The 24,181-nt window shown below is 45.5% G+C and carries 22 protein-coding genes, 1 tRNA gene, 2 rRNA genes and 1 pseudogene; 9 read left to right on the plus strand and 17 right to left on the minus strand.

The window, feature by feature from the left end:
* Positions 1 to 41 precede the first annotated feature (41 nt).
* The 3 genes from ACRRS1_RS07235 to rrf all read left to right on the plus strand — a co-directional run bounded on the left by ACRRS1_RS07235 (position 42) and on the right by rrf (position 3,473).
* Positions 42 to 117 (plus strand) — tRNA-Glu (locus ACRRS1_RS07235).
* A gap of 242 nt (positions 118 to 359) precedes the next feature.
* Positions 360 to 3,247, plus strand: a 23S ribosomal RNA gene (locus ACRRS1_RS07240).
* A 110-nt stretch (positions 3,248 to 3,357) separates the two neighbouring features.
* A 5S ribosomal RNA gene (gene rrf / locus ACRRS1_RS07245) occupies positions 3,358 to 3,473 on the plus strand.
* Positions 3,474 to 3,755: 282 nt separating this feature from the next.
* Here rrf and ACRRS1_RS07250 read toward each other — a convergent pair.
* The 12 genes and pseudogenes from ACRRS1_RS07250 to ACRRS1_RS07305 form a co-directional block, all read right to left on the minus strand.
* A pseudogene (locus ACRRS1_RS07250) lies at positions 3,756 to 4,772 on the minus strand (IS630 family transposase).
* 223 nt (positions 4,773 to 4,995) lie between these two features.
* Positions 4,996 to 5,238, minus strand: coding sequence for a hypothetical protein (locus ACRRS1_RS07255; RefSeq protein WP_432453827.1), 243 nt, complete (start codon positions 5,236 to 5,238; stop codon positions 4,996 to 4,998).
* A gap of 115 nt (positions 5,239 to 5,353) precedes the next feature.
* On the minus strand, positions 5,354 to 6,250 hold the full coding sequence (galU, locus tag ACRRS1_RS07260) for a UTP--glucose-1-phosphate uridylyltransferase GalU (RefSeq protein ID WP_432453826.1): 897 nt from the start codon (positions 6,248 to 6,250) through the stop codon (positions 5,354 to 5,356).
* A gap of 211 nt (positions 6,251 to 6,461) precedes the next feature.
* Positions 6,462 to 6,731, minus strand: a complete 270-nt coding sequence (locus tag ACRRS1_RS07265) for a ComEA family DNA-binding protein (RefSeq protein WP_432453825.1) — start codon at positions 6,729 to 6,731, stop codon at positions 6,462 to 6,464.
* Positions 6,732 to 6,862: 131 nt separating this feature from the next.
* Positions 6,863 to 7,162, minus strand: a complete 300-nt coding sequence (locus ACRRS1_RS07270) for a YciI family protein (RefSeq protein WP_432453824.1) — start codon at positions 7,160 to 7,162, stop codon at positions 6,863 to 6,865.
* A 2-nt stretch (positions 7,163 to 7,164) separates the two neighbouring features.
* Positions 7,165 to 7,728, minus strand: coding sequence for a septation protein A (locus ACRRS1_RS07275; RefSeq protein WP_432468084.1), 564 nt, complete (start codon positions 7,726 to 7,728; stop codon positions 7,165 to 7,167).
* A gap of 71 nt (positions 7,729 to 7,799) precedes the next feature.
* Positions 7,800 to 8,606 (minus strand): tryptophan synthase subunit alpha, encoded by an 807-nt coding sequence (trpA, locus tag ACRRS1_RS07280; protein ID WP_432459018.1) that lies wholly within the window; start codon positions 8,604 to 8,606, stop codon positions 7,800 to 7,802.
* Positions 8,606 to 9,796: a tryptophan synthase subunit beta gene (gene trpB / locus ACRRS1_RS07285; RefSeq protein ID WP_432453821.1), complete on the minus strand. Its 1,191-nt coding sequence runs from the start codon at positions 9,794 to 9,796 to the stop codon at positions 8,606 to 8,608. The genes trpA and trpB overlap by 1 nt, the downstream gene beginning before the upstream one ends.
* 52 nt (positions 9,797 to 9,848) lie before the next feature.
* A complete protein-coding gene (gene trpCF, locus ACRRS1_RS07290) occupies positions 9,849 to 11,228 on the minus strand; it encodes a bifunctional indole-3-glycerol-phosphate synthase TrpC/phosphoribosylanthranilate isomerase TrpF (RefSeq protein ID WP_432453820.1) in 1,380 nt (459 codons plus the stop codon).
* Positions 11,225 to 12,229, minus strand: a complete 1,005-nt coding sequence (gene trpD, locus ACRRS1_RS07295; protein WP_432453819.1) for an anthranilate phosphoribosyltransferase — start codon at positions 12,227 to 12,229, stop codon at positions 11,225 to 11,227. Before trpD ends, trpCF begins: the two co-directional genes overlap by 4 nt.
* Entirely contained in the window at positions 12,229 to 12,828 is a 600-nt protein-coding gene (locus tag ACRRS1_RS07300) for an aminodeoxychorismate/anthranilate synthase component II (protein ID WP_432453818.1), read from the minus strand. The genes trpD and ACRRS1_RS07300 overlap by 1 nt, the downstream gene beginning before the upstream one ends.
* Positions 12,818 to 14,401 carry an anthranilate synthase component 1 gene (locus ACRRS1_RS07305; protein WP_432462870.1) on the minus strand — a complete coding sequence of 528 codons (1,584 nt, stop codon included), beginning with the start codon at positions 14,399 to 14,401 and terminating at the stop codon, positions 12,818 to 12,820. The genes ACRRS1_RS07300 and ACRRS1_RS07305 overlap by 11 nt, the downstream gene beginning before the upstream one ends.
* A gap of 239 nt (positions 14,402 to 14,640) precedes the next feature.
* On the opposite strand from ACRRS1_RS07305, the gene rnm reads away from it, so the two are divergent.
* The 5 genes from rnm to rluB all read left to right on the plus strand — a co-directional run bounded on the left by rnm (position 14,641) and on the right by rluB (position 18,526).
* Positions 14,641 to 15,465, plus strand: coding sequence for an RNase RNM (rnm, locus tag ACRRS1_RS07310; RefSeq protein WP_432453816.1), 825 nt, complete (start codon positions 14,641 to 14,643; stop codon positions 15,463 to 15,465).
* 187 nt (positions 15,466 to 15,652) lie between these two features.
* Positions 15,653 to 16,273 (plus strand): L-threonylcarbamoyladenylate synthase, encoded by a 621-nt coding sequence (locus ACRRS1_RS07315; RefSeq protein WP_432468083.1) that lies wholly within the window; start codon positions 15,653 to 15,655, stop codon positions 16,271 to 16,273.
* The gene (locus tag ACRRS1_RS07320; RefSeq protein ID WP_432453814.1) at positions 16,273 to 17,082 is read left to right on the plus strand and encodes a segregation and condensation protein A; all 810 of its coding nucleotides are present in this window, start codon (positions 16,273 to 16,275) and stop codon (positions 17,080 to 17,082) included. Before ACRRS1_RS07315 ends, ACRRS1_RS07320 begins: the two co-directional genes overlap by 1 nt.
* A gap of 2 nt (positions 17,083 to 17,084) precedes the next feature.
* Positions 17,085 to 17,639: an SMC-Scp complex subunit ScpB gene (gene scpB / locus ACRRS1_RS07325; protein ID WP_432453813.1), complete on the plus strand. Its 555-nt coding sequence runs from the start codon at positions 17,085 to 17,087 to the stop codon at positions 17,637 to 17,639.
* Between the two features lie 26 nt (positions 17,640 to 17,665).
* Complete coding sequence (gene rluB / locus ACRRS1_RS07330; protein WP_432453812.1) at positions 17,666 to 18,526, plus strand: 23S rRNA pseudouridine(2605) synthase RluB; 861 nt, start codon at positions 17,666 to 17,668, stop codon at positions 18,524 to 18,526.
* A 60-nt stretch (positions 18,527 to 18,586) separates the two neighbouring features.
* Here rluB and ACRRS1_RS07335 read toward each other — a convergent pair whose 3' ends face one another.
* The 3 genes from ACRRS1_RS07335 to ACRRS1_RS07345 form a co-directional block, all read right to left on the minus strand.
* Positions 18,587 to 19,183: a Yip1 family protein gene (locus tag ACRRS1_RS07335; RefSeq protein WP_432453811.1), complete on the minus strand. Its 597-nt coding sequence runs from the start codon at positions 19,181 to 19,183 to the stop codon at positions 18,587 to 18,589.
* Positions 19,184 to 19,597: 414 nt separating this feature from the next.
* Positions 19,598 to 20,344 (minus strand): UDP-2,3-diacylglucosamine diphosphatase, encoded by a 747-nt coding sequence (gene lpxH / locus ACRRS1_RS07340; RefSeq protein WP_432468082.1) that lies wholly within the window; start codon positions 20,342 to 20,344, stop codon positions 19,598 to 19,600.
* A 7-nt stretch (positions 20,345 to 20,351) separates the two neighbouring features.
* Entirely contained in the window at positions 20,352 to 20,849 is a 498-nt protein-coding gene (locus tag ACRRS1_RS07345) for a peptidylprolyl isomerase (protein WP_432453809.1), read from the minus strand.
* 152 nt (positions 20,850 to 21,001) lie between these two features.
* On the opposite strand from ACRRS1_RS07345, the gene cysS reads away from it, so the two are divergent.
* On the plus strand, positions 21,002 to 22,381 hold the full coding sequence (gene cysS, locus ACRRS1_RS07350) for a cysteine--tRNA ligase (protein WP_432453808.1): 1,380 nt from the start codon (positions 21,002 to 21,004) through the stop codon (positions 22,379 to 22,381).
* 51 nt (positions 22,382 to 22,432) lie between these two features.
* Here cysS and ACRRS1_RS07355 read toward each other — a convergent pair whose 3' ends face one another.
* Positions 22,433 to 23,161 (minus strand): substrate-binding periplasmic protein, encoded by a 729-nt coding sequence (locus ACRRS1_RS07355; protein WP_432468081.1) that lies wholly within the window; start codon positions 23,159 to 23,161, stop codon positions 22,433 to 22,435.
* 98 nt (positions 23,162 to 23,259) lie between these two features.
* Complete coding sequence (gene folD, locus ACRRS1_RS07360) at positions 23,260 to 24,117, minus strand: bifunctional methylenetetrahydrofolate dehydrogenase/methenyltetrahydrofolate cyclohydrolase FolD (protein WP_432453806.1); 858 nt, start codon at positions 24,115 to 24,117, stop codon at positions 23,260 to 23,262.
* Positions 24,118 to 24,181: the final 64 nt, after the last annotated feature.

Genomic DNA, 24,181 nt, shown 5'->3' on the forward strand with positions numbered 1-24,181 from the left:
GTGGTAACGCAGCCAGCGACGCAAAAGACCCGCATAACAGTGTCCCGTTCGTCTAGAGGCCTAGGACACCGCCCTTTCACGGCGGTAACACGAGTTCAAATCTCGTACGGGATACCATTTCTCTCTTGGTTTAAGAAAATAAAGCTAAGCATTATGTTGATACAGTGCTTAGCTTTGGTTTCTAAGAAGCCGAATGCTCTTTAACAATTTGGAAAAGCTGATAAAAAATATCTCAAAAATACGAGTGAAATAACAAGTGTTTTTGGTATTCAAAAAAATAAGGTGATCGTACTCGAGTGGCAGGATTTATACAGCCTGACCATTCAAGTGATTTAAGCGACAACATTTAGGTGTTGTATGGTTAAGTGACTAAGCGTATACGGTGGATGCCTTGGCAGTCAGAGGCGATGAAGGACGTGTTAATCTGCGATAAGCCATGTTGAGTCGATAAAAGACGCAATAGACATGGATTTCCGAATGGGGAAACCCACTGCATTTTATGCAGTATCGTAACGTGAATACATAGCGTTGCGAGGCGAACCCGGGGAACTGAAACATCTAAGTACCCGGAGGAAAAGAAATCAACCGAGATTCTGGTAGTAGCGGCGAGCGAACCCGGATTAGCCCTTAAGCTTCTTATAATTTAGTGGAACAAGCTGGAAAGTTTGGCCGTAGCGGGTGATAGCCCCGTACACGAAAGGTGATTTGAAGTGAAAACGAGTAGGACGGCACACGTGATATGTTGTCTGAATATGGGGGGACCATCCTCCAAGGCTAAATACTCCTGACTGACCGATAGTGAACCAGTACCGTGAGGGAAAGGCGAAAAGAACCCCTGTGAGGGGAGTGAAATAGAACCTGAAACCGTATACGTACAAGCAGTGGGAGCCTCTTTGTGGGGTGACTGCGTACCTTTTGTATAATGGGTCAACGACTTAATTTCAGTAGCAAGGTTAAGCGAATAGCGGAGCCGTAGGGAAACCGAGTGTTAACTGCGCGCATAGTTGCTGGGATTAGACCCGAAACCCGGTGATCTAGCCATGGGCAGGTTGAAGATTGGGTAACACCAATTGGAGGACCGAACCGACTAATGTTGAAAAATTAGCGGATGACTTGTGGCTGGGGGTGAAAGGCCAATCAAACCGGGAGATAGCTGGTTCTCCTCGAAAGCTATTTAGGTAGCGCCTCGGACGAATACTAGTGGGGGTAGAGCACTGTTAAGGCTAGGGGGTCATCCCGACTTACCAACCCTTTGCAAACTCCGAATACCACTAAGTACTATCCGGGAGACACACGGCGGGTGCTAACGTCCGTCGTGAAAAGGGAAACAACCCAGACCGTCAGCTAAGGTCCCAAAGTCATAGCTAAGTGGGAAACGATGTGGGAAGGCTTAGACAGCCAGGATGTTGGCTTAGAAGCAGCCATCATTTAAAGAAAGCGTAATAGCTCACTGGTCGAGTCGGCCTGCGCGGAAGATGTAACGGGGCTAAGCTATGCACCGAAGCTACGGGTACTTGCTTTGCAAGTGCGGTAGAGGAGCGTTCTGTAAGCCGTTGAAGGTGATTCGTAAGGATTGCTGGAGGTATCAGAAGTGCGAATGTTGACATGAGTAACGATAAAGGGGGTGAAAAGCCCCCTCGCCGAAAGACCAAGGTTTCCTGTTCAATGTTAATCAGAGCAGGGTGAGTCGGCCCCTAAGGCGAGACTGAAAAGTGTAGTCGATGGGAAACAGGTTAATATTCCTGTACTTCGTATAATTGCGATGGGAGGACGGAGAAGGCTAGGCCAGCGCGGCGTTTGGTTGTCCGCGTTTAAGGTTGTAGGCTGGACACTTAGGAAAATCCGGGTGTCTAAGGCTGAGGATTGATGACGAGTCACTAAGGTGATGAAGTGGTTGATGCCCTGCTTCCAGGAAAAGTCTCTAAGCTTCAGATTATACGAAACCGTACCCCAAACCGACACAGGTGGTTGGGTAGAGAATACCAAGGCGCTTGAGAGAACTCGGGTGAAGGAACTAGGCAAAATGGTACCGTAACTTCGGGAGAAGGTACGCTGCTGTTGGTGATGGGACTTGCTCCCTGAGCTGACGGCAGTCGCAGATACCAGTTGGCTGCAACTGTTTATTAAAAACACAGCACTGTGCTAAATCGAAAGATGACGTATACGGTGTGACGCCTGCCCGGTGCCGGAAGGTTAATTGATGTGGTTAGCGCAAGCGAAGCTATTGATCGAAGCCCCGGTAAACGGCGGCCGTAACTATAACGGTCCTAAGGTAGCGAAATTCCTTGTCGGGTAAGTTCCGACCTGCACGAATGGCGTAATGATGGCCAAGCTGTCTCCACCCGAGACTCAGTGAAATTGAAATTGCCGTGAAGATGCGGTGTACCCGCGGCTAGACGGAAAGACCCCGTGAACCTTTACTACAGCTTGACACTGAACATTGACCCTACATGTGTAGGATAGGTGGGAGGCTTTGAAGCGTTGTCGCTAGATGATGTGGAGCCGACCTTGAAATACCACCCTTGTAGTGTTGATGTTCTAACGTTGTCCCGTTATCCGGGATGCGGACAGTGTCTGGTGGGTAGTTTGACTGGGGCGGTCTCCTCCCAAAGAGTAACGGAGGAGCACGAAGGTTGGCTAAGTACGGTCGGACATCGTACGGTTAGTGCAATGGCATAAGCCAGCTTAACTGCGAGACAGACACGTCGAGCAGGTACGAAAGTAGGTCATAGTGATCCGGTGGTTCTGTATGGAAGGGCCATCGCTCAACGGATAAAAGGTACTCCGGGGATAACAGGCTGATACCGCCCAAGAGTTCATATCGACGGCGGTGTTTGGCACCTCGATGTCGGCTCATCACATCCTGGGGCTGAAGTCGGTCCCAAGGGTATGGCTGTTCGCCATTTAAAGTGGTACGCGAGCTGGGTTTAGAACGTCGTGAGACAGTTCGGTCCCTATCTGCCGTGGGCGTTTGAGAATTGAAGGGAGCTGCTCCTAGTACGAGAGGACCGGAGTGGACGAACCGCTGGTGTTTGGGTTGTTATGCCAATAGCATTGCCCAGTAGCTACGTTCGGAACTGATAACCGCTGAAAGCATCTAAGCGGGAAGCAGGCCTTGAGATTAATTCTCACTAGGACTTTAAGTCCTCTGAAGGGCCGTTGGAGACTACAACGTTGATAGGCAAGGTGTGTAAGTGCTGTGAGGCATTGAGCTAACTTGTACTAATTACCCGTGAGGCTTAACCATACAACACCTAAAGGGTGTTGCTTATAGATACTTTATTTTAGAACCAAGAGTGCTTGTTATGCTCGTGGGATATATCAGTTTTTTCGAATGTTAAAGACAACAAGTTTTTGCCTGGTGGCAATAGCGTTGTGGAACCACCTGAACCCATGCCGAACTCAGAAGTGAAACGCAACTGCGCCGATGATAGTGTGGGGTCTCCCCATGTGAAAGTAGGTCACTGCCAGGCGCCTATACTAAGCCCTCGTCTGACGACGAGGGCTTTTTTATTGTCTGAGATTTAGCAAGGGCAGCCAAGATGAACTGGTGTTCATGATGATGCGGGCTGCGAAAATTGAAGTCTGATCCTGCGATAAATCAGATAAATGCAGTTTTCACTATATGAAAAAGCCTTTCAGGGTATGAAAGGCTTTTTTGCTTTCTAGACTTCGACTCTTGCGTAGGAAGTTCGGGAAGAATTTGGACGCTCACATCATCTTTCACCAAGACGAGAGCATTTATACCAATTGCATTAATTAATTGAACACTTTGGCCATTCCCTCTGACACAAATGAGTGACTCTCTCTGTATCCTTCCTAAAGGTATTCCATGCGCGTGAAACTTGTTCCACAATTTGCTTATAATTGTTGAACATGCGATTAGACAAACAGCGTTGACGCAGCCATTGCCAAACTTGATCTATCGGATTTAATTCTGGTGAGTACGGCGGCAACTTGATTAAAATGAGATTTGAAAAGGCAAAGGCCGTATCGCTTGTGTGCTAACCCGCACCGTTTACGATAACCACTGCATGTCTACCGGCTGGTGTTGCCTCTGAAATTTGCTGTCAGTGTTTTTCCATCACCTCTTTATTCACCCAAGGGCGAACCAATGCTTCCGTCTTTCCATTCCCCGGGCATTCCGCTCCAAAAATGTAACCGTAGTCGAACTGTTGCTGTTTAACCGCTCTGGGCCGACTCCCTTTTGCAGCCTAAATTTTAGTTGTCTGATTTTGTTGACCAAATCTCGCTTCGTCTTGAAACCAAACATCGACATATGCTCAAGCGCTTGATGTCCGGGGATGTGAAGGATCGTTTCCAGAAGGAAGTTTTTTAAAAGCTTCTTGAGCCTCTTGCGATTGCTTTGGGTGCTTGGAACGGCTGGTTATCCAACTAAATCTAAGTGCATGGTGGAGTCCGTAAATATTTCTATATTGGTCAGGAATACCAAACTGGAGGCTAATGTATAAGCGAATATCTTCAGCAATGAGTCGTCCTCCACCCTTCTTGATAGCGTTGTCTTCAATGAATGAATCGTTTGAGAGTGTCGAGCTGAGGAGCTGATAGTTTGTTAGGCCTTCCAGGACAACTTTTAGAGTGGAGTTCTTCTATAAAATATTTGCTGACCTGCCTTTGGCTACTCCAAGCACTTCCGCTATCTGTGTGCGCTTGTAGCCACGCTTAAAGGGGTAGATAGTCATGAAGCGAATTTTTAATCTAGGATCTGAGGTTTTTTTAAAGAGTCGTTTCAGTTCATCAGGTGTATGCAAGCGGATAAGTACTTGAATGAGCGATAAGCTATTAGATCGGATAGTTAGTGCAATTGTTATTAGATCAGCAGCCTCGAGTTCTTACATATGAGGGTGAATATCTAGAGTTTAGAATTTACATTAAAACCCTTAGAGATTATTCGGGTAATTGTTAACTGCTTATTGAGGCAACAGACATAAAAAAACGAGCTTAAAGCTCGTTCTTTATTTCACTGCTTAATAATTACTGAGCAGTTGAAGTGCTAGTAGAGGTAGAAGTACCACCAGTTACACTATCATTGCTTTGGTTTGATGCGATACCAACTACAGCGGTAGTAGCTACAACACCACCAACAACTGCGCCAGTTACACCAGCAGCACCGCCAGCAGCGCCACCGGCACCAGCTGCACCAGCTGCTGCTTCAGCAGCAAATACATTACCAGACATTGCCAAAGCGGCAGCTGCGACTAAAACTAATTTTTTCATGAAATTTCCCTGTATAAATTGTATAACTATGTCATTGTATGACTTAGTTAAGATGCTTTCCACATCTACTTACATATTTATCACTGATTACGATTATTTTCCAGTGAATCTGCGTTTATAATTTTAGTTCCTTTAGGTAGTTTTGAAAGCGATCTTTGAGTTCGGGGTGACGTAGCGCAAACTCTACGATGGCTTTTAAGTAACCAAACTTGCTACCGCAGTCGTGGCTTTTGCCCAGCATATAATAAGCTTGGGTTGTTTCTTTTTCCATCAAGCTTGCAATTGCATCGGTGAGTTGGATTTCATCTCCGGCGCCAGGTGGCGTTTTGGCCAACTCTTTCCATATCTGCGCAGATAAAACATAACGTCCAACGACAGCAAGGTTTGATGGCGCATCAGCGATGTTTGGTTTTTCAATGGTGGCTACCATATCAGCCGATTCACCGGGTTTGATATTATTGCCATTAATATCGACAATCCCAAATTTGCTGACATCTTCGTTAGCAACCGCTTCAACCATGATTTGACTAGAGCCCGTTTGGTTGTATTTGTTCACCATGTCAGCGAGGTTTTCAGTTTTTAAGTTCGATGTAGAGTCATCTAGAATTACGTCAGGTAACAATACCGCAAAAGGATTATCTCCAATCAGCGGATGTGCACACAGTATCGCGTGCCCGAGGCCCTTAGCAACACCTTGGCGGACATGCATGATGGTGACATCTTTTGGACAAATAGAGCGAACTTCTTCTAATAATTGTCGTTTCACCCTTTTTTCTAAGGTAGCTTCTAATTCAAAACTGGTATCAAAATGATTCTCAATAGAGTTTTTACTAGAATGAGTGACTAAAATTATTTCTTTAATGCCTGCCGCTATTGCTTCTTGGACTACATATTGGATCAATGGCTTATCGACGATGGGCAGCATTTCTTTGGGGATGGCTTTAGTGGCGGGCAACATTCTGGTGCCTAAACCGGCTACCGGTAGTACCGCTTTTTTGACTGATGTAGTCATACTCAGTTCCTTGAATAGGGAGGAATAATGCAGCGCACTTTAGCACGGAGAAATGACAATTAAAATTGAGTTTGTTAAGAAATGGGGAGGCTTTACACGAATTAATAAAATTTCTTTGAGAACATTAACTTAAAGATGAAGTTCGCCCTTGAATAGCTGTTTGATAGCGGGGTCAAGGGCGAGTGTTGTATCGAAAGGCTAAATCATTAATTTACTCGACATATAGATTATCTTTATTATCCAAGTAAATTTTTTCTCCGATCCCTGGTACTAAGACAATTTGTTCAATGTTCTTAAAGTTGCCATGGGTTTGACGATATTCAATGATAGCTAATGATTTACTTTTACCTACGCCTTTGAGTGTCACTAGTTGTTCGGAGTTGGCGGTATTTAGGTTTAATACTTGGTTTGTTTCTTGGGCATAAACGTAGTTCATACTAGCAAGACAGAATATTAGAATTAGTCTTTGGATCAATCTCATGGTTTGCTCCTTTTGTGCTTAAACCATGGTTAACCTTAGAATAAATAGTTAAATAACAAATCACTCAATTGGGTTATTTAGATATGTACTACTAGTAGAAAGCTAGGCAGTAGACTTTGCCTAGGGATCTTTTAAGGAAGTGCTTTCTTGAAGGGTTTCACGATGACCTTAGCGTATACGCCGGCTTCGACATATGGATCGGCATTTGCCCAAGCGACGGCTTGCTCCAAGTTTTGAAATTCGGCGATAACTGTTGAACCGGTGAATCCAGCTTCAGCAGGATCCTCTGCATCAATCGCTGGGTTTGGGCCTGCGACCAGCAGTCGTCCTTCATTTACCAGTGCTTGCAGTCGTGCTAAGTGGGCGGGTCTGGCTTGTTTGCGTTGTTCTAGGCTATTTTCTACGTCTTCAGCAAAAATTACATACCACATGCTTAATTATCCTTTTTTTCCGATAGCGATTGCTGCTGTTCTTTAGGGAGATGTTTATACAGATAAGCAACAGTTGCAACGGTGAATACCAAGGTTAGCCCAAGTAATCCAAATACTTTAAAGTTCACCCAGAAGTCTTCTGAAAAGTTAAAAGCGATGTAGAGGTTAAGCGTGCCACAGCTCATAAAAAAAAGAGCCCAAGCAACATTCACTTTACCCCATATGGATTCAGGAAGCGTCATCTCCTTACCAAGCATTTTTTTGATTAAGGGACTTTTGAAAACAAACTGACTGACTAATAAGACTAAACCGAATAGCCAATTGATCACTGTGGGTTTCCACTTAATAAAGTCATCATCGCGTAGAATTAGCGTGAGACCACCAAAAACCAAGATCAAGACAAAGGAGATTAAATGCATCTTCTCAATTTTTTTATTTTTTATGTAAGAGGCTGCTAAGAGAAGCGCTGTGGAAATGATTAACGCGAAGGTTGCTGCATAAATATCTTGCATTTTGTATACAGCGAAAAAAATGATCAATGGAATGAATTCGAAAAATTGTTTCATAATTCCTCAGGGCTAGCGGTAAATAAAAAGCCGCTAATTATAGCGGCTTTTGATAGTAGCAAGTTCTTCGCCTAAACGGTAGCGGCTTTCATTTGCGAGGCAAAGTCTTTGAGCGCGGTTAGCATTTGAGTCGGTTGCTCTAGATGATTCTCGATAAGTTTCACTACTGCCGATCCAGAAATTGCTCCAGCAGCGCCAGCTGCAATTGTTTCGGTTACTTGTTGAGGCGTTGAAATACCAAAACCAAGCAGTGCCGGTGGTGCCTGGTACTGTTTTAATTTGTCGAGTAGTTTACCCACAGGCGTACCGGCTTTGGTTTCGGTGCCAGTCACGCCTGCTCGACTAACCAGATAGGTGTAGCCTTGGCTATATTCGGCAACTTTTTTCAAGATCGTATCATCTGCGTTGGGCGGTGCGATAAAAATGCTTTGTAAGCCATGTTTATTGGCGGCTGCTCTAAAAGGCGCCGACTCGCGGATCGGTACATCGGCAACTAGTACCGAATCTACGCCTGCTTGGGCCAACTTTTGATAGAAATTATCAATCCCAGTTGAATAGACGAGGTTTGCATAGAGCAGTAAACCGATTGGTACCTCGGGATGTTTGGCCCTAATTCGGCAGAGCATAGCTAGGCAATCGGGGGGGGTTATGCCCGCTTGTAAAGCTCTTACGTTGGCACCTTGAATGGTTGGGCCATCGGCGACGGGATCGGAAAACGGGATCCCGAGTTCTAAGGCATCAGCACCTCCTTCGATTAAGGCGTCGATGATTGCGAGTGATTGCTCCATGGCAGGGTCACCTAAAGTTACAAATGGGACAAAGGCACCTTGCTTATCGGCTGCTAGGCGTTGAAATAGGTTTTGGTAACGTTGTGTCATTATAAGCCTCCTCTTTTAGCGAAGATATCTGCGACAGTATAGATATCTTTGTCACCACGACCCGACAGATTGACCACCAAGATTTGTTGTTTGCTCTTATCTTGCTGCGCTAGCTTGAGAGCATATGCTAAAGCATGAGCCGACTCTAAGGCTGGGATGATGCCCTCGCTTTCAGCCAAGGTTTGGAAGGCTGCTAGGGCCTCTTCATCGGTGGCTGACTCATAGCTGGCTCGGCCGATTGAATTAAGGTGGGCATGCTGTGGCCCTACTGATGGGAAATCTAACCCCGCTGAAATGGAGTAAGACTCTTCAATCTGACCGTTAGGATCTTGCATTAGCAAAGAGTGCATGCCAAAGAACATACCTTTACGACCGTGCTTCAGTGGTGCGCCGTGTTGGTCGGTATCAATTCCTTTACCCGCAGGCTCTACGCCGATCAGCTGTACACCTTTTTCTTCGATGAAATCAGCAAAAATGCCAATGGCATTCGAGCCGCCTCCGACACAGGCGATGACTGCATCTGGCAAACGGCCTTCGGCTTTTAGAATTTGTTGTTTGGCTTCTTCGCCGATCATTTTCTGGAATTCCCGTACAATGGTAGGGAAAGGATGTGGGCCAGCAGCCGTGCCAAGTAAGTAGTGTGCGGTGTCATAGCTTGCTGCCCAGTCTCGTAATGCTTCATTGCAAGCATCTTTGAGGGTGGATGAGCCGCTATGTACCGGAATGACTTCCGCGCCCATTAATTTCATTCTGAATACATTGGGTTCTTGACGCTCACAGTCTTTTGCGCCCATATATACTCGACACTTGAGTCCCAGTAGGGCACAGGCTAGCGCAGTGGCGACACCATGCTGGCCAGCGCCCGTTTCGGCGATAATTTCATGTTTCCCCATACGTTTGGCAAGCAGTGCTTGGCCCAGTACCTGATTGGTCTTGTGGGCACCACCGTGCAATAAATCTTCACGTTTGAGGTAGATCTTGGTGTTGGTTCCCTTGGTCAGGTTACGACATAGGGTGAGTGGGGTCGGTCTACCCGCATATTCACTCAACAGGTGGTTAAACTCAGCGATAAACTCAGGATCTTGCTGAGCATCGATAAAGGCTTGCTCGAGTTGATCGAGCGCCGGTACTAGAATTTGTGGGACAAATTGCCCGCCAAATTCTCCAAAATAGGCATCTAATTTACTCATTGTTAGCTCTTATTCGTCATTAAAGGGTTGAATGATTACCTAAGGGGTTCCCTTAGTAGTCTCTAATTAGTTGAAACGCTCTGGCGATTTTGTGGGCATCTTTTATGCCAGGGCTTTGTTCTACCCCAGAATTTAGATCTAAGCCCGCAGCACCGAGTGTGAGCGCTTGCTGTATGTTGTCTGGCGATATACCTCCAGCTAACATCGCACCTTGACTGTGCTCACCTAATAGTTGCCAATCGAAGGTTTGCCCTGTGCCGCCAAATTGGTCGGCGATTTTGCTATCAAACAGGATCTTATCGGCATTTTTAGGGGCTTCGGGAAGTTGTGTCGCAACGGCGAGGGCTTTCCATACTAAGCTGTGATTCAATAGGGATTTTAGCTGGTGAATGTACTGTTCGTCCTCGCTGCCATGGAGTTGTACAGCATGCAGTTGTAGTTGGTTGGCAATGGCCGCAACGTCCTCGAGGGGATGATTGACAAACACACCCACAAAATTGAGTGGGGCGGCTTGAATTAATTGCCGAGCTTGGGCTAGGCTGATATGCCGCGGTGATTTTTCGGCGAAAATTAAACCACCGTAAACGGCACCAGCTTGATGTGCGGCGATCACGTCTTGTTCACGGCTTAAACCGCAAATCTTGTTTTCACCGAGGATCAGTTTACGGCAAGCCATATCGACATCGTCTTGGCTCATAAGTGAACTACCGACTAAAAAGCCGTTGGCGTATTTGGCTAGTTCTCTTACTTGCTGGTGTTTATAGATCCCTGATTCTGAAATGATGATCCGGTCTTCTGGAATTTGTTTGGCTAACTCAGGAGTCCGTTCTAAAGTGATCGATAAATCGCGCAAGTTACGGTTATTAATGCCGATGACTTTAGCATTTAAAGCAATTGCTCGTTCTAGTTCTTGTTGATTACTCACCTCGGTCAATACACCCAATTTAAGCTTATGCGCGACGTCTGCCAGTAAGCTGTATTCATTATCGTCAAGCACCGACAGCATCAGTAAAATGGCATCGGCTTGGTGATAGCGGGCTAAGTAAATTTGGTATTCATCTATAAAGAAGTCTTTGCATAATACTGGCTGTGAAACCTGTTCGCGCACTTGAGTGACGTATTCAAACTCACCTTGAAAGTACTTGCTATCGGTTAATACCGAGATAGCTGCCGCATAGTTTTTGTAAACACCAGCAATAAAATCTAAATCAAACTCAGGTCGGATCAATCCCTTCGAAGGGGATGCTTTTTTGCATTCCAGAATAAACTTGGCAGGCGTTCCTGATAGCGCCTGATAAAAGCTCCGGTCACTGGGCTCCACTTGGTTGATAAAGCTGTTTAAGGGTTGACGTTGCATACGCTCGGCTAACCAGATTTCTTTATCTGCCACAATTTCATCTAAGATGGTCGCTTGATTTTGATTATGACTCACTGACTCATCTCCGCTAATTTGTGGGCTAACGCTAAGGGGCGGCCTGAAGCCATTTCTTCAATGGCCATATTTACGCCCTGACCGACATTGTCGGCTTTGCCGGCGAGCTTTAATAACAGAGCTACATTTACGGCAACCGCTGCTTGCTGCGCCTCTGTGGCCTTACCTTGTAATAAAGCTAAGGTGATGGTTTTGTTTTGTTCTGGGGTTCCGCCTTCAAGGGCTTCTATCGCAGCTTGTTTTACTCCGAAGTCGCTGGGGTCGAGGGTATATTCTCGGATGCTTTCACCATTTACTTCGGCAATTTGAGTGGGACCATGAATGGCCACTTCATCTAGACCTGCGCCGTGTACTACCATGGCTTTTTTCATACCCAGTTGTTGTAAGGTATGAGCAATTGGCGAAATTAAGGCTGGATCATAAACCCCCATCACTTCCATGGTTGGGTGAGCCGGATTAATTAGGGGGCCGAGTACATTAAAAATGGTTCGGGTCTTCAGGGTTTGTCGTACTGGCATCGCATGGCGGACACCAGCATGGTATTGCGGTGCAAATAAGAAACACAGACCTAATTCGTCTAAGCAGCGTCGAGCGGTTGCTGGTGTCATTTGAATATTAATGCCTAAAGCAGCCAGTAAATCGGATGAGCCCGATTTACTGGAGACGCTGCGGTTGCCGTGTTTGGCAACTTTAACTCCAAGACTTGCCGCCACAAATGCCGAAGTAGTCGAGATATTAATGGTGTTGTAGCCATCGCCACCAGTACCAACAATGTCAGCAAAGGGGTAGTCGGGCGTTGGGAACGGCGCTGCGTTTGCCAATAGCGCGCGCGCCGCACCAGCAATTTCCTCTGGGGTCTCGCCTTTAATTTTTAAGGCCGTTAGCAGTGAAGACAACACAATCGGCTCGACTTCACCTTGAATCACTTGGCTAAATACCTGTTGCGCTTGCTCGCTGCTGAGGCTTTGCCCTTGATAAAGTTGCTCTAAGATTGCCTGCATTATGCTTGCTCCTTTGCTTGTGTGGCCCAATCAAGGCTACGAGCTAATAAACTTGCTCCTTCGCTGGTTAATATGGACTCTGGGTGAAATTGAAAACCAATGACTTTATCTTGTTGATTGATAATGGCCATCGGCATTTGTTGGTAGTGGGCGTTTACTGTCAAGCCTGTCGGCATTTTGGTGGCAACTAAGGAGTGATAACGCGCCACCGGAAGCGGATTGGTTAAACCTTCAAACATTAGCTGATTATCATGTTCAATCAATGATGATTTTCCATGCACAATTTCTTCTGCTTTACCGACCTCGCCGCCGTAACTTTCAACCAGCGCTTGATGACCTAAGCAGATCCCTATAATTGGCACTTGCCCTTTGCATAAGTCAATGAGCTCTAACATGCAGCCGGCTTGCTGTGGATTGCCCGGTCCCGGTGATAGTACTAACACAGGAAGATCTGGACAGGCATCAATGTGCTGTTTGATCTCGGAAGCGCTTAAATGATTACGATATATATGAACATCTAAGCCTTGACTGCGAAACTGGTCAACTAGGTTGTAAGTAAAAGAGTCAAAATTATCGAGTAAAAATACACTATGAGTCATGGCTGACATCCTTTAAGGTTGAGCCGTGGGCGCGGGCGATGGCGTTTAATACGGCAGCGGCTTTATTACGGGTTTCGTCAGCTTCCGCTTGAGGATCTGAATCATAGACAATACCAGCTCCCGCCTGCACATGAGCGACTTGGTTTTTGACAAAGGCCGATCGGATCACAATACAAGTATCCATATCGCCCTTCCCCGTGAGGTAGCCAACTGCACCGCCATAACTACCACGGCGCTGTTGCTCGATTTGTCTAATTAGCTCTGATGCGCGAATTTTAGGCGCTCCAACCAGAGTTCCCATATTCATGCACGCTTGGTAAGCATGTAGTGCGTCCAAATCTTTGCGCAAGGTGCCGATCACTCGCGAAACCAAGTGCATCACATGGCTATAGCGATCGACTTTGAGCAGGTCTGCAACGTGACGAGTACCCGGCTCACTAATGCGGGCGACATCATTGCGGGCTAAATCTACCAGCATGATATGTTCGGCGGTCTCTTTCTTATCTAAACGGAGTTCTAACTCCAAGCGTCCATCTAAATCTCGATTGATAGAACCGTCGGGGTTAAAGCCACGTTTGCGGGTCCCTGCTATCGGATAAATCTCGACATCCCGGCTATTGGAACAATACTTAATCGCGCTCTCTGGAGAAGCACCAAACAATACAAATTCACTATCTTGTAGATAGAACATATAAGGGCTGGGGTTGGTTAATTTTAATTCTCGGTAAGCGGCGAGACTATCGGGACAGGCCAGTTGAAAGCTGCGCGAGGGAACGACCTGAAAAATATCACCCTGACGAATATAGTCTTTTAAGGTTTCAACATGTTCGCAATAATGGGCGTCGCTAATGTCGGTGCTTATTTTAGCTTGATAATTAGTTGGTACCGCTGACTCTTGCTGGTGGTTCTCCGTTTCACATAATTCAGCCAAGTGGCTTAAACGCTGAGTGATTCGTGAGCTCTCGTGGTCATTGAATAGTGAACCGATGATATGGGTCACTTGCTGTTGATGGTCGATTAATAGCAAGCTTTCGGCGAGATAGAATTGAAAGTCAGGGCAGGCATTGGTGCTATCGGCAACTGTTGGCAGTTGTTCAAAGCTGGCAATGAAGTCGTAAGCAAATACTCCACCGATAAATAAGCCTTCATTGAAGTCTGTTTGCGAGCCATAAAGTGTGACTAATAAACGTAACGCATCAACTGGAGAGCTGGCTTTTAAGCGAGAGTCTTCGTCTAAATTGGCTGTCGGAAGGGGATAGTCTACGACGAGTTGTTTTGAGGTTTGCTGGGTAATTAGCGATGGTTCTAAATTTGCGGTAACGTCGGCTAAGACCGACTCGCCATTGGGTGATATAGCAACAAATGTCACTTCTCGTCCATGGCAGCTAATTTTAACTGCTGCATCGGCCAATATGAGACTTTTGAGGTTTTCCTTACTGTCTATTTCCGCCGATTCAAGCAATACATTTTGTTGGCTTTCTTTACACAATTCTTGATAAAGACTAAGTGGATCATGCACATAGCTGGCATCGATCTGGATATTCTTTAGTTGTACCCTAGGTGGGGTAGCCATAGTTCGTTACTCCTAGTGAAGCCGTAGCGCAAATATAAAAAAAGCCCGCTTTAAGCGGGCTTTGTTGTTCTGTTCAATGTATTGGAAATACAACAACTCACACCCGTCTAATTCGGAGTGCGCCACCACCAAGATTTGTTGGTTAGAAGAAAAGTTGTCATGTTTATCCTTAGTCATTCTGATAAGATTAGTTAACTTTAAATGACCTTACTAAGTCAAGAAAAAATTTAGGAAATTAAATGAGATTTGATTTGCATAGTCACACAACAGCTTCTGATGGCGGTTTAACGCCAGAGGAGTTGGTGATGCGCGCCGAGAACATGCAAGTCGAAATGCTAGCGATCACCGATCACGATACGACTGATGGCATTGCTGCTGCCCAAGCTCAGGCCAAACATTTAGAGCTGATCGCTGGAACCGAAATTTCCACTGCTTGGCATGCTTTCGATATTCATATTGTTGGCTTGAATATCGATATTACGAATCCTGTTCTACAACAGCAGTTGCTGGTGCAGCGGGAAAAGCGTGAAATTAGAGCAATTGAAATGGGGAAACGCCTCGCAAAGGCGGGGATTGAGCAAGTATATGAGCAAGCTAAAGTGCTGTCTGGTAAGGCACCAATTACTCGATCTCATTTTGCTCGAGTGTTAGTGGAGCGGGGACTGGCGAGTAATTTTAATAAGGTCTTCGACAAATATCTACGTCGTGGAAATATCGGTTATGTACCGAATAATTGGATGAGTATTGCAGAGGCGGTCCAACTTATCCATCAAGCCGGTGGCGTCGCGGTATTGGCGCATCCAACCCATTATGATTTGTCGAATAAGTGGATCCGAAAACTGATCGCTGAGTTTGCCGATGTGGAGGGGGACGGTATAGAAGTGGCGATGCCACAGATGTCGAAAGATCAAATGGCATGGTTGGCTGACTTAGCTGAACAACATCACTTAAGTTCTTCTCAAGGCTCTGATTTTCATCATCCTTCTACTTGGCGTGAGTTGGCTCGGGGGTTACACTTACCAGAGAAGTGTCAACCGATTTGGTTACGTTGGCAAACAAAGTAATTCCCACTCCGGCCATTCAGTAAAAGTAAAATGTGCGAAAACAATGACGTGAACGAAGTACTCACTGTAATCACTCGTTACTTAAAGCGTTTATTTTTAGTTGTTTACAGCTTTAGCCTGCACTCTGTGGCTGGAAGGAATATAATAGCGATGATTCTTCAAGACGCTCGAGAGCGCAGGAATAGTTATGAGTCAATTTTTCTATGTTCACCCGGATAACCCACAACAGCGTTTAATGAACCAAGCTGCAGGGTTGATCAAAAGTGGGGGGGTTGTGATTTACCCCACCGATTCAGGATATGCCATTGGTTGCCATATTGGTGATAAAGCGGCATTAGAACGAATATGTAGGATCCGTCAACTGGATAAAAATCATCATTTTACCTTGATGTGTCGTGACCTATCTGAATTATCTGAATATGCTCGTGTCGGGAATCTTGCCTATCGTTTATTACGCAATAATACACCGGGAGCCTACACCTTTATTTTTAAAGGAACCAAGGAGGTACCAAGGCGTTTGCTTAATCCTAAGCGCAAAACCATCGGTATTCGGGTTCCTAACGATAAGATCGCACTTGCAATGCTAGAAGCCTTAGGCGAACCCTTGATGTCCTGTAGTCTTATTTTACCTGGGAACGATTACACCGAATCCGATCCTGAACAAATTCGCGATACGCTTGAACACCATGTCGATCTTATTATTAATGGTGGATATTTGGGTGAGCAGCCGACCACAGTGATTGATTTGTCGGAAGATAGTATGGAAATCATCCGCAAAGGTTCGGGCGATACCGCCCCTTTTGAGTAATGTTAGATAAGGCCTCTCCAACTCAGCAATTAACTTTAGCAAGCGTGAACGGTGAGCCTTGGTTAAATATTCCCAATGATTTATTTATACCTCCAGATGCAATGGAGGTTATTTTAGAGAATTTCGAAGGACCCCTCGACTTACTATTATACCTGATCCGTAAGCAGAAATTAGATATCGAACGTCTTCCTGTGCTCGCGATTACGCAGCAATACATGGAATATATGGAAGCAATGCGACAGCTAAAACTTGAGCTTGCAGCGGAATACTTGGTGATGGCGGCCTTACTGACGGAAATTAAGTCTCGCTGCTTATTGCCAGTGCAAGAACATGAACAAGCTGAAGATGATCCGAGAGCTGAATTGATCCGGCGTTTACAAGAATATGAGTTGTATAAAAATGCGAGTGACAGGCTGGATGAGTTACCACGTGAGCAGCGCGATATTTTTTTAGCCTCGGTTGCTAAGCCCGCAGAGTTGCCTGTTAAGTTAATTTATCCTGAAGTGGCTATGGATGAGCTCATTGAAGCGATGCGTCGCATTGTACAGCGAGTTAGTAATTTTGAGCATCATGAAATTAAAAGAGAAAAACTATCTACTCGGCAGCGAATGAGTGATATTTTGGCGCGCTTGCAACAGCATCAATTTGTTGAATTTACCCAGCTATTTAGCCAGAGTGAAGGTCGTAGCGGCTTGGTCGTTAGCTTCTTAGCGATTTTAGAACTCATTAAGGAAGGCTACATCAAGTGTGTGCAGAGTCAGCCCTTAATGCCGATTCAAGTTATTTTGGTGAATGAGATGCGTGATTAACTATGTCTGCAAAACCAAATCTCGTCAAACTGGTGGAAGCGGCATTATTTGTTGCCGCTCGACCATTGAGTGTTAAAGAACTACAAGCCAGTGTGTTAGCTGATGTGGGACTTGCTCGTGCTCAAGTGAATATGATTTTGGAAGAATTGAGCTTGCGTTATCAAGATTCGGGAATTGAGCTGATAGAAACTGCTAGTGGTTACCAGTTTCGTGCGCGCCAAGAATTTGCTCCTCAATTAGCTAATTTATGGGCGGAGAAAGCGCCTAAATTTAGCCGAGCACTGTTAGAAACCTTGACGTTGATTGCTTATCGGCAGCCCTTGACTCGTGGTGAGATTGAGGCCATACGCGGGGTTGCGGTGAGTAGCCATATTATTAGCGTGCTCAAAGATAGAGGCTGGATCCGAGTGGTTGGTCACAAAGAAGTTCCGGGCAGACCTAGTCTACTGGCCACTACAACCGCCTTTCTTGATTATTTTGGTTTGAAAGATTTGACTGATTTGCCAGAATTAGATCAATCTTTACTTGAAAAACTGCCGCAAGACTTTCAGACTTAGCGCACTTTACCATCCGGATAAGAAATATGAGTGAAAAACTTCAAAAAGTCCTGGCTCGCAGCGGTCTGGGCTCACGTCGTGAGATGGAAGCTGTTATTGATGCAGGCAGAGTGAGTGTTAACGGGGTTAAGGCGAAGTTAGGCGATCGCATTGAAGAAGGCGCAGAGGTTCGAGTTGATGGCCACTCAGTGCAGATTCAAAAGGTTGAAGATACCATTTGTCGTGTGCTTGCCTACCACAAGTCGGAAGGCGAAATCTGTTCCAGAAATGATCCCGAGGGGCGTGAAACGGTGTTTGAACGTTTGCCGCGGCTACAAAATGGCCGTTGGATTGCGGTGGGACGTTTGGATATTAATACCTCTGGTTTGTTGTTGTTTACGACCGATGGAGAGTTGGCGAATCGTTTAATGCATCCGAGTTTCGAAGTTGAGCGAGAATATGCGGTACGGGTATTTGGCGATGTTGATGATGCGATGATCCATCGCTTGCGCAGTGGCGTTGAGCTGGAAGATGGTAAGGCGACTTTTACCACGGTAAGGCGCCAAGGCGGTGAGGGGATTAACCAATGGTACTCGGTCACCCTAAGCGAAGGTCGTAACCGTGAAGTGCGACGGATGTGGGAGTCTCAAGGTGTACAAGTGAGTCGCCTGATCCGAGTTCGCTATGGTTTATTGCCGTTACCGAAAGGACTACCACGCAGTGGCTGGCAAGAAATGCCATTAGAACAAGTGAACTATTTACGTCAATTGGTTCAACTAAATAAAGAAGATAATACCGTGATTAAAGTTGCTGATCGCGTCCGCAGTACTCAACGTATCAGAAAGTCGGTTCGTAAACATCGCACCAGAACCCAAGGTCAAGCGGCTAAACGTAGACGTTTGAAGTAGTAAAAAGCCCGCTCACTGAGCGGGCTTTTTTGTTCTGTAGTTTATCAATGAGTTGTGATTCTAATTTGCAAAAACGGGCCCTGCGCCAGTGGACCACAGAATGACCGTTGCGATGAGAACCGATACTAGAACGACTAAGCCAACCGTGACCAAGCTACTCGCATAGATAAATCCGCGCTCTTCTGGGATATGCATAATAATCGGAACCCCAGTGTAAAGCAGGTAGATCGAATAAGTGAGGCCAACTAAGCCTGCCACCATCACAAACCATGGCTCAGGGTACAGGCCGGCGAAACCCACCATGAAAATAGGAGTAGCGACATAGGCCGATAACTCTAAGGTTTGCTGGTAAGTGGTGTCGGCATTAAAAGTCTTTGCCATCCATTGTGCAGCTAAAGCTAAGCACAGGACACTCGTCACGAGGGCTGCATACATCGCCAGGGACATAAAGATGGCACTTTCGCTGGTTAGAGAAAAACTATTTGTGCCAACTTTCCAACCAATATGCACCGTGGAAAAGTAGCCACAGATTGCTGGAATGAGGGCCATCAATAGCAAATGAGATAAACTGGCTCCAATTCCTTCATGGTGTTTGTCGATGTCTCGCCATTCTTCTTTGGTATGTGAAGCCAAGCCCCATACATGACTAAATAACATATGTTCACCCTCGGTAGTTAACAAGTTTGCAACATTTACTATTAAGTTATGCGCGAAGTCTGTGAAGTCGTCAAGTCATATTATCTCTTTCTGTATAAATATTGTTCTTTAGTTTTTTTGTGCGCTAGGCTTCAAATCACTTAATGCAGGGGGGATGACATCATCAATCAGACAGACGTTTGTTATTCGATTTGTCTAACCGCATTTGAATTCACGAGAATGACCTAAAAATTTATACAGACGAGTGAAAGATTAGATTTGAAGCGTTGCTTGAGAAAGACGCTGTTTATGCGTGGTTCACGCACTGCATCGTAGTGATAACAAGGGTTTAGCTTAAACTAAAATTGACCGTGAAAGATTAAGTTTCGCGCGATACTTAATCTTTGTGGGTAGGCGTGGCATTGCGGCAAGATATTAGTCTAGTTTCAGTTGCTGATGCTGTTGCGCTGAACTCAGATCCAAGCCATGTGAGTCGATTCGTAATACACTCATCTGCTGGTACCAATCGCCTAATACAACGCGATACATGGTTGAGGTGGTGCCCAACTTGATTTGATGGATGTCTGGGCGGTGGGTATGCCCATGGATCATATAATCAATCTGACGCTGTTTAAAACGTTGCTCCACTTCTCCTTGGTTTACATCCATGATACCGAGTGATTTACTTTTGTTGGCTTGTTTACTTTTGCTACGAATTTTATTGGCAAGAATTTGCCGAATAAATAGCGGAAGTAACAAAAATAGACGTCTTAGCCAGCGCTTTTGGGTGATCGTTCGATATTCTTGGTAGCCCTGATCGTCGGTACACAAAGTATCACCATGCAGGATCAGCACCTTTTTACCATATAAGTCGATGACTTCTTCTTCTTCAAGTAGGATCATTCGACAACGTCGCGCATAATCCTTGCCAACCATAAAATCTCGGTTGCCATGAATAAAGTAAGTCGGAACGCCTTGTTCTGCCAAAGCAAGCAGTGCTTGCTCTACTTGCAGAGCAACCGGTGTTTGATCGTCGTCGCCAATCCAAAACTCGAATAAATCGCCAAGAATATATAAGGCGTCTGCTTGAGGGGCTTGTTGTTCAATAAACTCAATAAAGGCCCGAATAATATCGGGCCGCTGTTCACTGAGATGTAAATCAGAGATGAAATAGGTGAGCACTTAGCGCTTATTCCGCAACGCTGACCGAAGTGATGAGCACTTCTTCTAAGGGGACATCGGCATGCACATAACCAAAGTTGCCAGTGTCTACGCCTTTGATTTTATTTACAACATCCATTCCTTCTATCACTTCAGCAAATACGCAGTAACCCCAACCTTCGCTGGTTTCGCTTTTAAAGTCGAGGAAGGCATTGTCATTTACGTTGATAAAAAACTGTGCTGATGCCGAATGAGGCTCCATGGTTCGAGCCATCGCGAGGGTGCCAGTTTTGTTGGATAAACCATTGTTCGCTTCATTTTTAATCGGCGCTTTAGTGGTTTTTTCTTCCATACCTGAAGCGAAGCCACCGCCTTGCACCATAAAGCCATCGATGACGCGGTGAAAAATAGTGTCGTTATAAAAACCTTCTTTAGCATAGGCCAAAAAGTTTGCCGTGGTTTTAGGGGCTTCACTTTCGAATAGCTTAATGACTATGTCGCCAAAATTAGTGTGTAAAGTAACCATTATTTTACCTTTTTATCGTTAGTGCCCCGATTCTAAACCTTCGTTGGCTTAGTGACTAGTCGTCGCGCTTAATTCGGCTGTTTTTCCTAGGCGGCAATGATAGAATGTGACTCTTTATCGACAGTTAGTAAATGGAACAGGAAATAATATAGATGTTACAGATATACAATACCTTGACGCGTAAAAAACAGGCCTTCAAACCTTTGATTGAAGGGAAGGTTGGTATGTATGTTTGTGGCGTTACCATTTACGATTATTGTCACATTGGACACGCGCGTACTTTTGTGGCTTTCGATACAGTGGCTCGTTATTTACGCTGGTCTGGTTTCGAGCTTAATTTCGTTCGTAATATTACTGACGTTGATGACAAAATCATTAATCGCGCAGCGGAAAATGGCGAAAGTTGTGAAGCCCTAACGGAACGTTTTACGACCGCCATGCATGCCGATTTTGACGCACTAAATATGCTGCGTCCCGATGTAGAACCTCGGGTAACTACGCATATGCCTGAGATTATCGATGTTATTGAAAAGTTAATTGCCAATGGTCATGCCTATGTGGCAGAGAGTGGCGATGTACTGTTTGAAGTGAATAGCTTTGCAGATTATGGCAAGTTGAGCCTACAAAATTTGGATATGTTACAAGCCGGCGCACGGGTGGAAGTGGGAGAAGATAAGCGTAACCCGCTTGATTTTGTGTTATGGAAGAGCGCTAAGCCTGGTGAGCCGATGTGGGATTCTCCGTGGGGGAAAGGCCGCCCCGGTTGGCATATCGAGTGTTCGGCGATGAACATGAAGCATCTCGGCGAAGTCTTTGATATTCATGGCGGCGGCTCCGATTTGGCCTTTCCTCATCATGAAAATGAAATCGCTCAGTCCTGCTGTGCTCACGGTACCCACTATGTGAATTACTGGATGCATTCAGGGATGGTGCAGGTCAACAAAGAGAAAATGTCTAAATCTTTGGGGAATTTCTTTACTATTAAAGATGTACTTGAAGTTTACGACCCAGAAACCGTGCGTTATTTCTTATTGTCTGGACACTATCGAAGTCAGCTCAATTATTCGGAAGATAACTTAAAGCAGTCGCGTTCCGCATTAGAGCGTTTATATACGGCGCTACGTCATGTAGAGCTAAAGCCAATTGATGATGCACTTGCAGAGGCTTACCGTAGTCAGTTTAAAGCGGCTATGGATGATGACTTTAATACGCCAGAAGCGCTTCCGGTATTATTTGAATTGGCTAAAGATGTGAACCGTTTAAAAGACAGCGATAGTGAGTTGGCTGGACAGTATGCGAGTTTGCTACTCGAGTTAAGTGGCGTGTTGGGTATTCTAGGCCAGGACGTAGAGAGTTTTTTACAGGGTGAGCATGATAGCGAAGTTGCTGAAATCGAGGCATTAATTGTCGCGCGTAATCAGGCTCGTAATCATAAGGACTGGGCGGCTGCAGATGTCGCTCGCGCTCGTCTCACAGAGATGGGAATTGTACTTGAAGATGGTGCTTCTGGGACGACGTGGCGAAGAGCTTAGTTGTAGAACAGTTTATTGATTATCATTAAAAAGGCGGCTTGACCGCCTTTTTTATAACTTATATTTTTTCAATAACTGTTGGTATTGGGGGCTTGCTGTCACTCGAGTTAAAGCGTGCTGAAAGCGTTCTAAGTAGCTCGGATCTGTGCCGAGACTGAAGGCATAACAGCCTTCGAGCGTACCGAGTTGAAAGATCGATTCAAATAACTCCTCATCATAACCCAATGCTTTGGCTGTTTGTGCGATGACTTCTGGCTCCGAGGCGATTACATCCACGCGCCGACGAATGAGCAGACGTAGCGATTTCTCAAAGTCGGCAGTAAATATAATTTGTTCTGGCGTGATCCCCTGACTGAGTAATAGTTGCTCGCCTACGCTGGCTTTCATCGCGCCAAATAATAAGGGTGGGGGCGGCGCTAGGTGAGTGATTTTAATTGACCGAGATCTTAAGGCGACCAGTTCAATTTTTGAGCGGGTAATTGGACATGCCCAATGAAACATAGTTTCACGTCTAGGACTACGCATGGTTAAGAATAAAGCCATATTGGGTCGATGCTGAAGCAAATAATAGGCTTTTTCCCAAGTTTGTAGCTTGATAGCCTGAGGCGCTTGTCCCATTTCTTGCCATACGAGTTTTATTAGCTCAACTGAAAGCCCGGTTAAATGGGCATTCTCTACATAATTGTATGGGCGCAGGTTTTCCGTTACGAAGGAGATGGGCTCTGCGCGGCAGTGAAGAGAGAGAGCCAAGCTAAGTGCAACTAAATAACGGGCTAACATAAACTATCTCAAAGATTACTCTTTATAAAACTAGCTTAAGTATGTCGTTACCGTCTAAAAAAAGGCGAATACTGAGAGTTAGTACTCGCCTTTAACGACTACAGATCGTGAAATTGTTCACAAGCCTCAAGAGTATTCTCAATTAAAGTTGCAACGGTCATTGGCCCAACACCTCCAGGTACAGGAGTAATGAATGCTGCGTGTTGGCGAGCCACTTCGTATTCTACGTCACCAGCAAGTTTGCCGTTGTTTAAGCGATTAATGCCTACATCGATCACCATTGCACCGGGTTTAATCCATTCTCCAGGAATAAACTGTGGCTTACCTACCGCCACGATGACTAAGTCAGCCCGACGAACATGGGCTTCTAAGTCTTTGGTAAAGCGGTGGCAAGTGGTGGTGGTACAGCCTGCTAATAGTAGCTCAAGAGTCATTGGCCGTCCGACGATATTAGAAGCCCCAACAACAACCGCTTCTAAGCCATAGGGACTAACGCCTGTGGACTCAATCAACGTTATAATGCCTTTCGGAGTACAAGGGCGTAGTGCTGGAATTCGTTGCGCCAATCGACCAATGTTGTATGGGTGGAAGCCATCAACATCTTTATCGGGGCGGATCCGCTCAATTACTTTTGTTTCCTCGATACCTTCTGGTAATGGTAACTGAACTAAAATGCCATCAATGAGAGGGTCTTCGTTGAGCGCGTCGATTTCAGCGAGCAAGGTTTGCTCGTCCGTATTATCGTCGAGGTCGATCGATTTTGATATAAAGCCAACCGCTTCACATACCCGACGTTTACTGCCGACGTAAACTTGCGAAGCAGGATTGTCGCCCACCAGAATAACCGCTAAACCTGGCGGGCGTTTCCCTTCACTGATCCGTTGCTTTACTCGCTCCGCAACCCGATCTTGAACTTGTAAGGCAATTTTTTTTCCATCAATTATTTGTGCAGACATCGATTCTTCTTTAACTAGTGATTGACGATTCTAGATGGCGCTATTTTGGCATGTTAGATAGATA

Origin of the sequence: Agarivorans sp. Z349TD_8 (assembly GCF_050870825.2) — a bacterium.
Classification (GTDB): Bacteria; Pseudomonadota; Gammaproteobacteria; order Enterobacterales; family Celerinatantimonadaceae; genus Agarivorans.

What these genes read in the sequence shown, in the direction of transcription:
- ACRRS1_RS07255 (WP_432453827.1), bottom strand. Translation starts at nt 5,238, where the DNA reads ATGAAAAAATTAGTTTTAGTCGCAGCTGCCGCTTTGGCAATGTCTGGT.
- galU (WP_432453826.1), bottom strand. Translation starts at nt 6,250, where the DNA reads ATGACTACATCAGTCAAAAAAGCGGTACTACCGGTAGCCGGTTTAGGC.
- ACRRS1_RS07265 (WP_432453825.1), bottom strand. Translation starts at nt 6,731, where the DNA reads ATGAGATTGATCCAAAGACTAATTCTAATATTCTGTCTTGCTAGTATG.
- ACRRS1_RS07270 (WP_432453824.1), bottom strand. Translation starts at nt 7,162, where the DNA reads ATGTGGTATGTAATTTTTGCTGAAGACGTAGAAAATAGCCTAGAACAA.
- ACRRS1_RS07275 (WP_432468084.1), bottom strand. Translation starts at nt 7,728, where the DNA reads ATGAAACAATTTTTCGAATTCATTCCATTGATCATTTTTTTCGCTGTA.
- trpA (WP_432459018.1), bottom strand. Translation starts at nt 8,606, where the DNA reads ATGACACAACGTTACCAAAACCTATTTCAACGCCTAGCAGCCGATAAG.
- trpB (WP_432453821.1), bottom strand. Translation starts at nt 9,796, where the DNA reads ATGAGTAAATTAGATGCCTATTTTGGAGAATTTGGCGGGCAATTTGTC.
- trpD (WP_432453819.1), bottom strand. Translation starts at nt 12,229, where the DNA reads ATGCAGGCAATCTTAGAGCAACTTTATCAAGGGCAAAGCCTCAGCAGC.
- ACRRS1_RS07300 (WP_432453818.1), bottom strand. Translation starts at nt 12,828, where the DNA reads ATGACTCATAGTGTATTTTTACTCGATAATTTTGACTCTTTTACTTAC.
- ACRRS1_RS07305 (WP_432462870.1), bottom strand. Translation starts at nt 14,401, where the DNA reads ATGGCTACCCCACCTAGGGTACAACTAAAGAATATCCAGATCGATGCC.
- rnm (WP_432453816.1), top strand. Translation starts at nt 14,641, where the DNA reads ATGAGATTTGATTTGCATAGTCACACAACAGCTTCTGATGGCGGTTTA.
- ACRRS1_RS07315 (WP_432468083.1), top strand. Translation starts at nt 15,653, where the DNA reads ATGAGTCAATTTTTCTATGTTCACCCGGATAACCCACAACAGCGTTTA.
- ACRRS1_RS07320 (WP_432453814.1), top strand. Translation starts at nt 16,273, where the DNA reads ATGTTAGATAAGGCCTCTCCAACTCAGCAATTAACTTTAGCAAGCGTG.
- scpB (WP_432453813.1), top strand. Translation starts at nt 17,085, where the DNA reads ATGTCTGCAAAACCAAATCTCGTCAAACTGGTGGAAGCGGCATTATTT.
- rluB (WP_432453812.1), top strand. Translation starts at nt 17,666, where the DNA reads ATGAGTGAAAAACTTCAAAAAGTCCTGGCTCGCAGCGGTCTGGGCTCA.
- ACRRS1_RS07335 (WP_432453811.1), bottom strand. Translation starts at nt 19,183, where the DNA reads ATGTTATTTAGTCATGTATGGGGCTTGGCTTCACATACCAAAGAAGAA.
- ACRRS1_RS07345 (WP_432453809.1), bottom strand. Translation starts at nt 20,849, where the DNA reads ATGGTTACTTTACACACTAATTTTGGCGACATAGTCATTAAGCTATTC.
- cysS (WP_432453808.1), top strand. Translation starts at nt 21,002, where the DNA reads ATGTTACAGATATACAATACCTTGACGCGTAAAAAACAGGCCTTCAAA.
- ACRRS1_RS07355 (WP_432468081.1), bottom strand. Translation starts at nt 23,161, where the DNA reads ATGTTAGCCCGTTATTTAGTTGCACTTAGCTTGGCTCTCTCTCTTCAC.
- folD (WP_432453806.1), bottom strand. Translation starts at nt 24,117, where the DNA reads ATGTCTGCACAAATAATTGATGGAAAAAAAATTGCCTTACAAGTTCAA.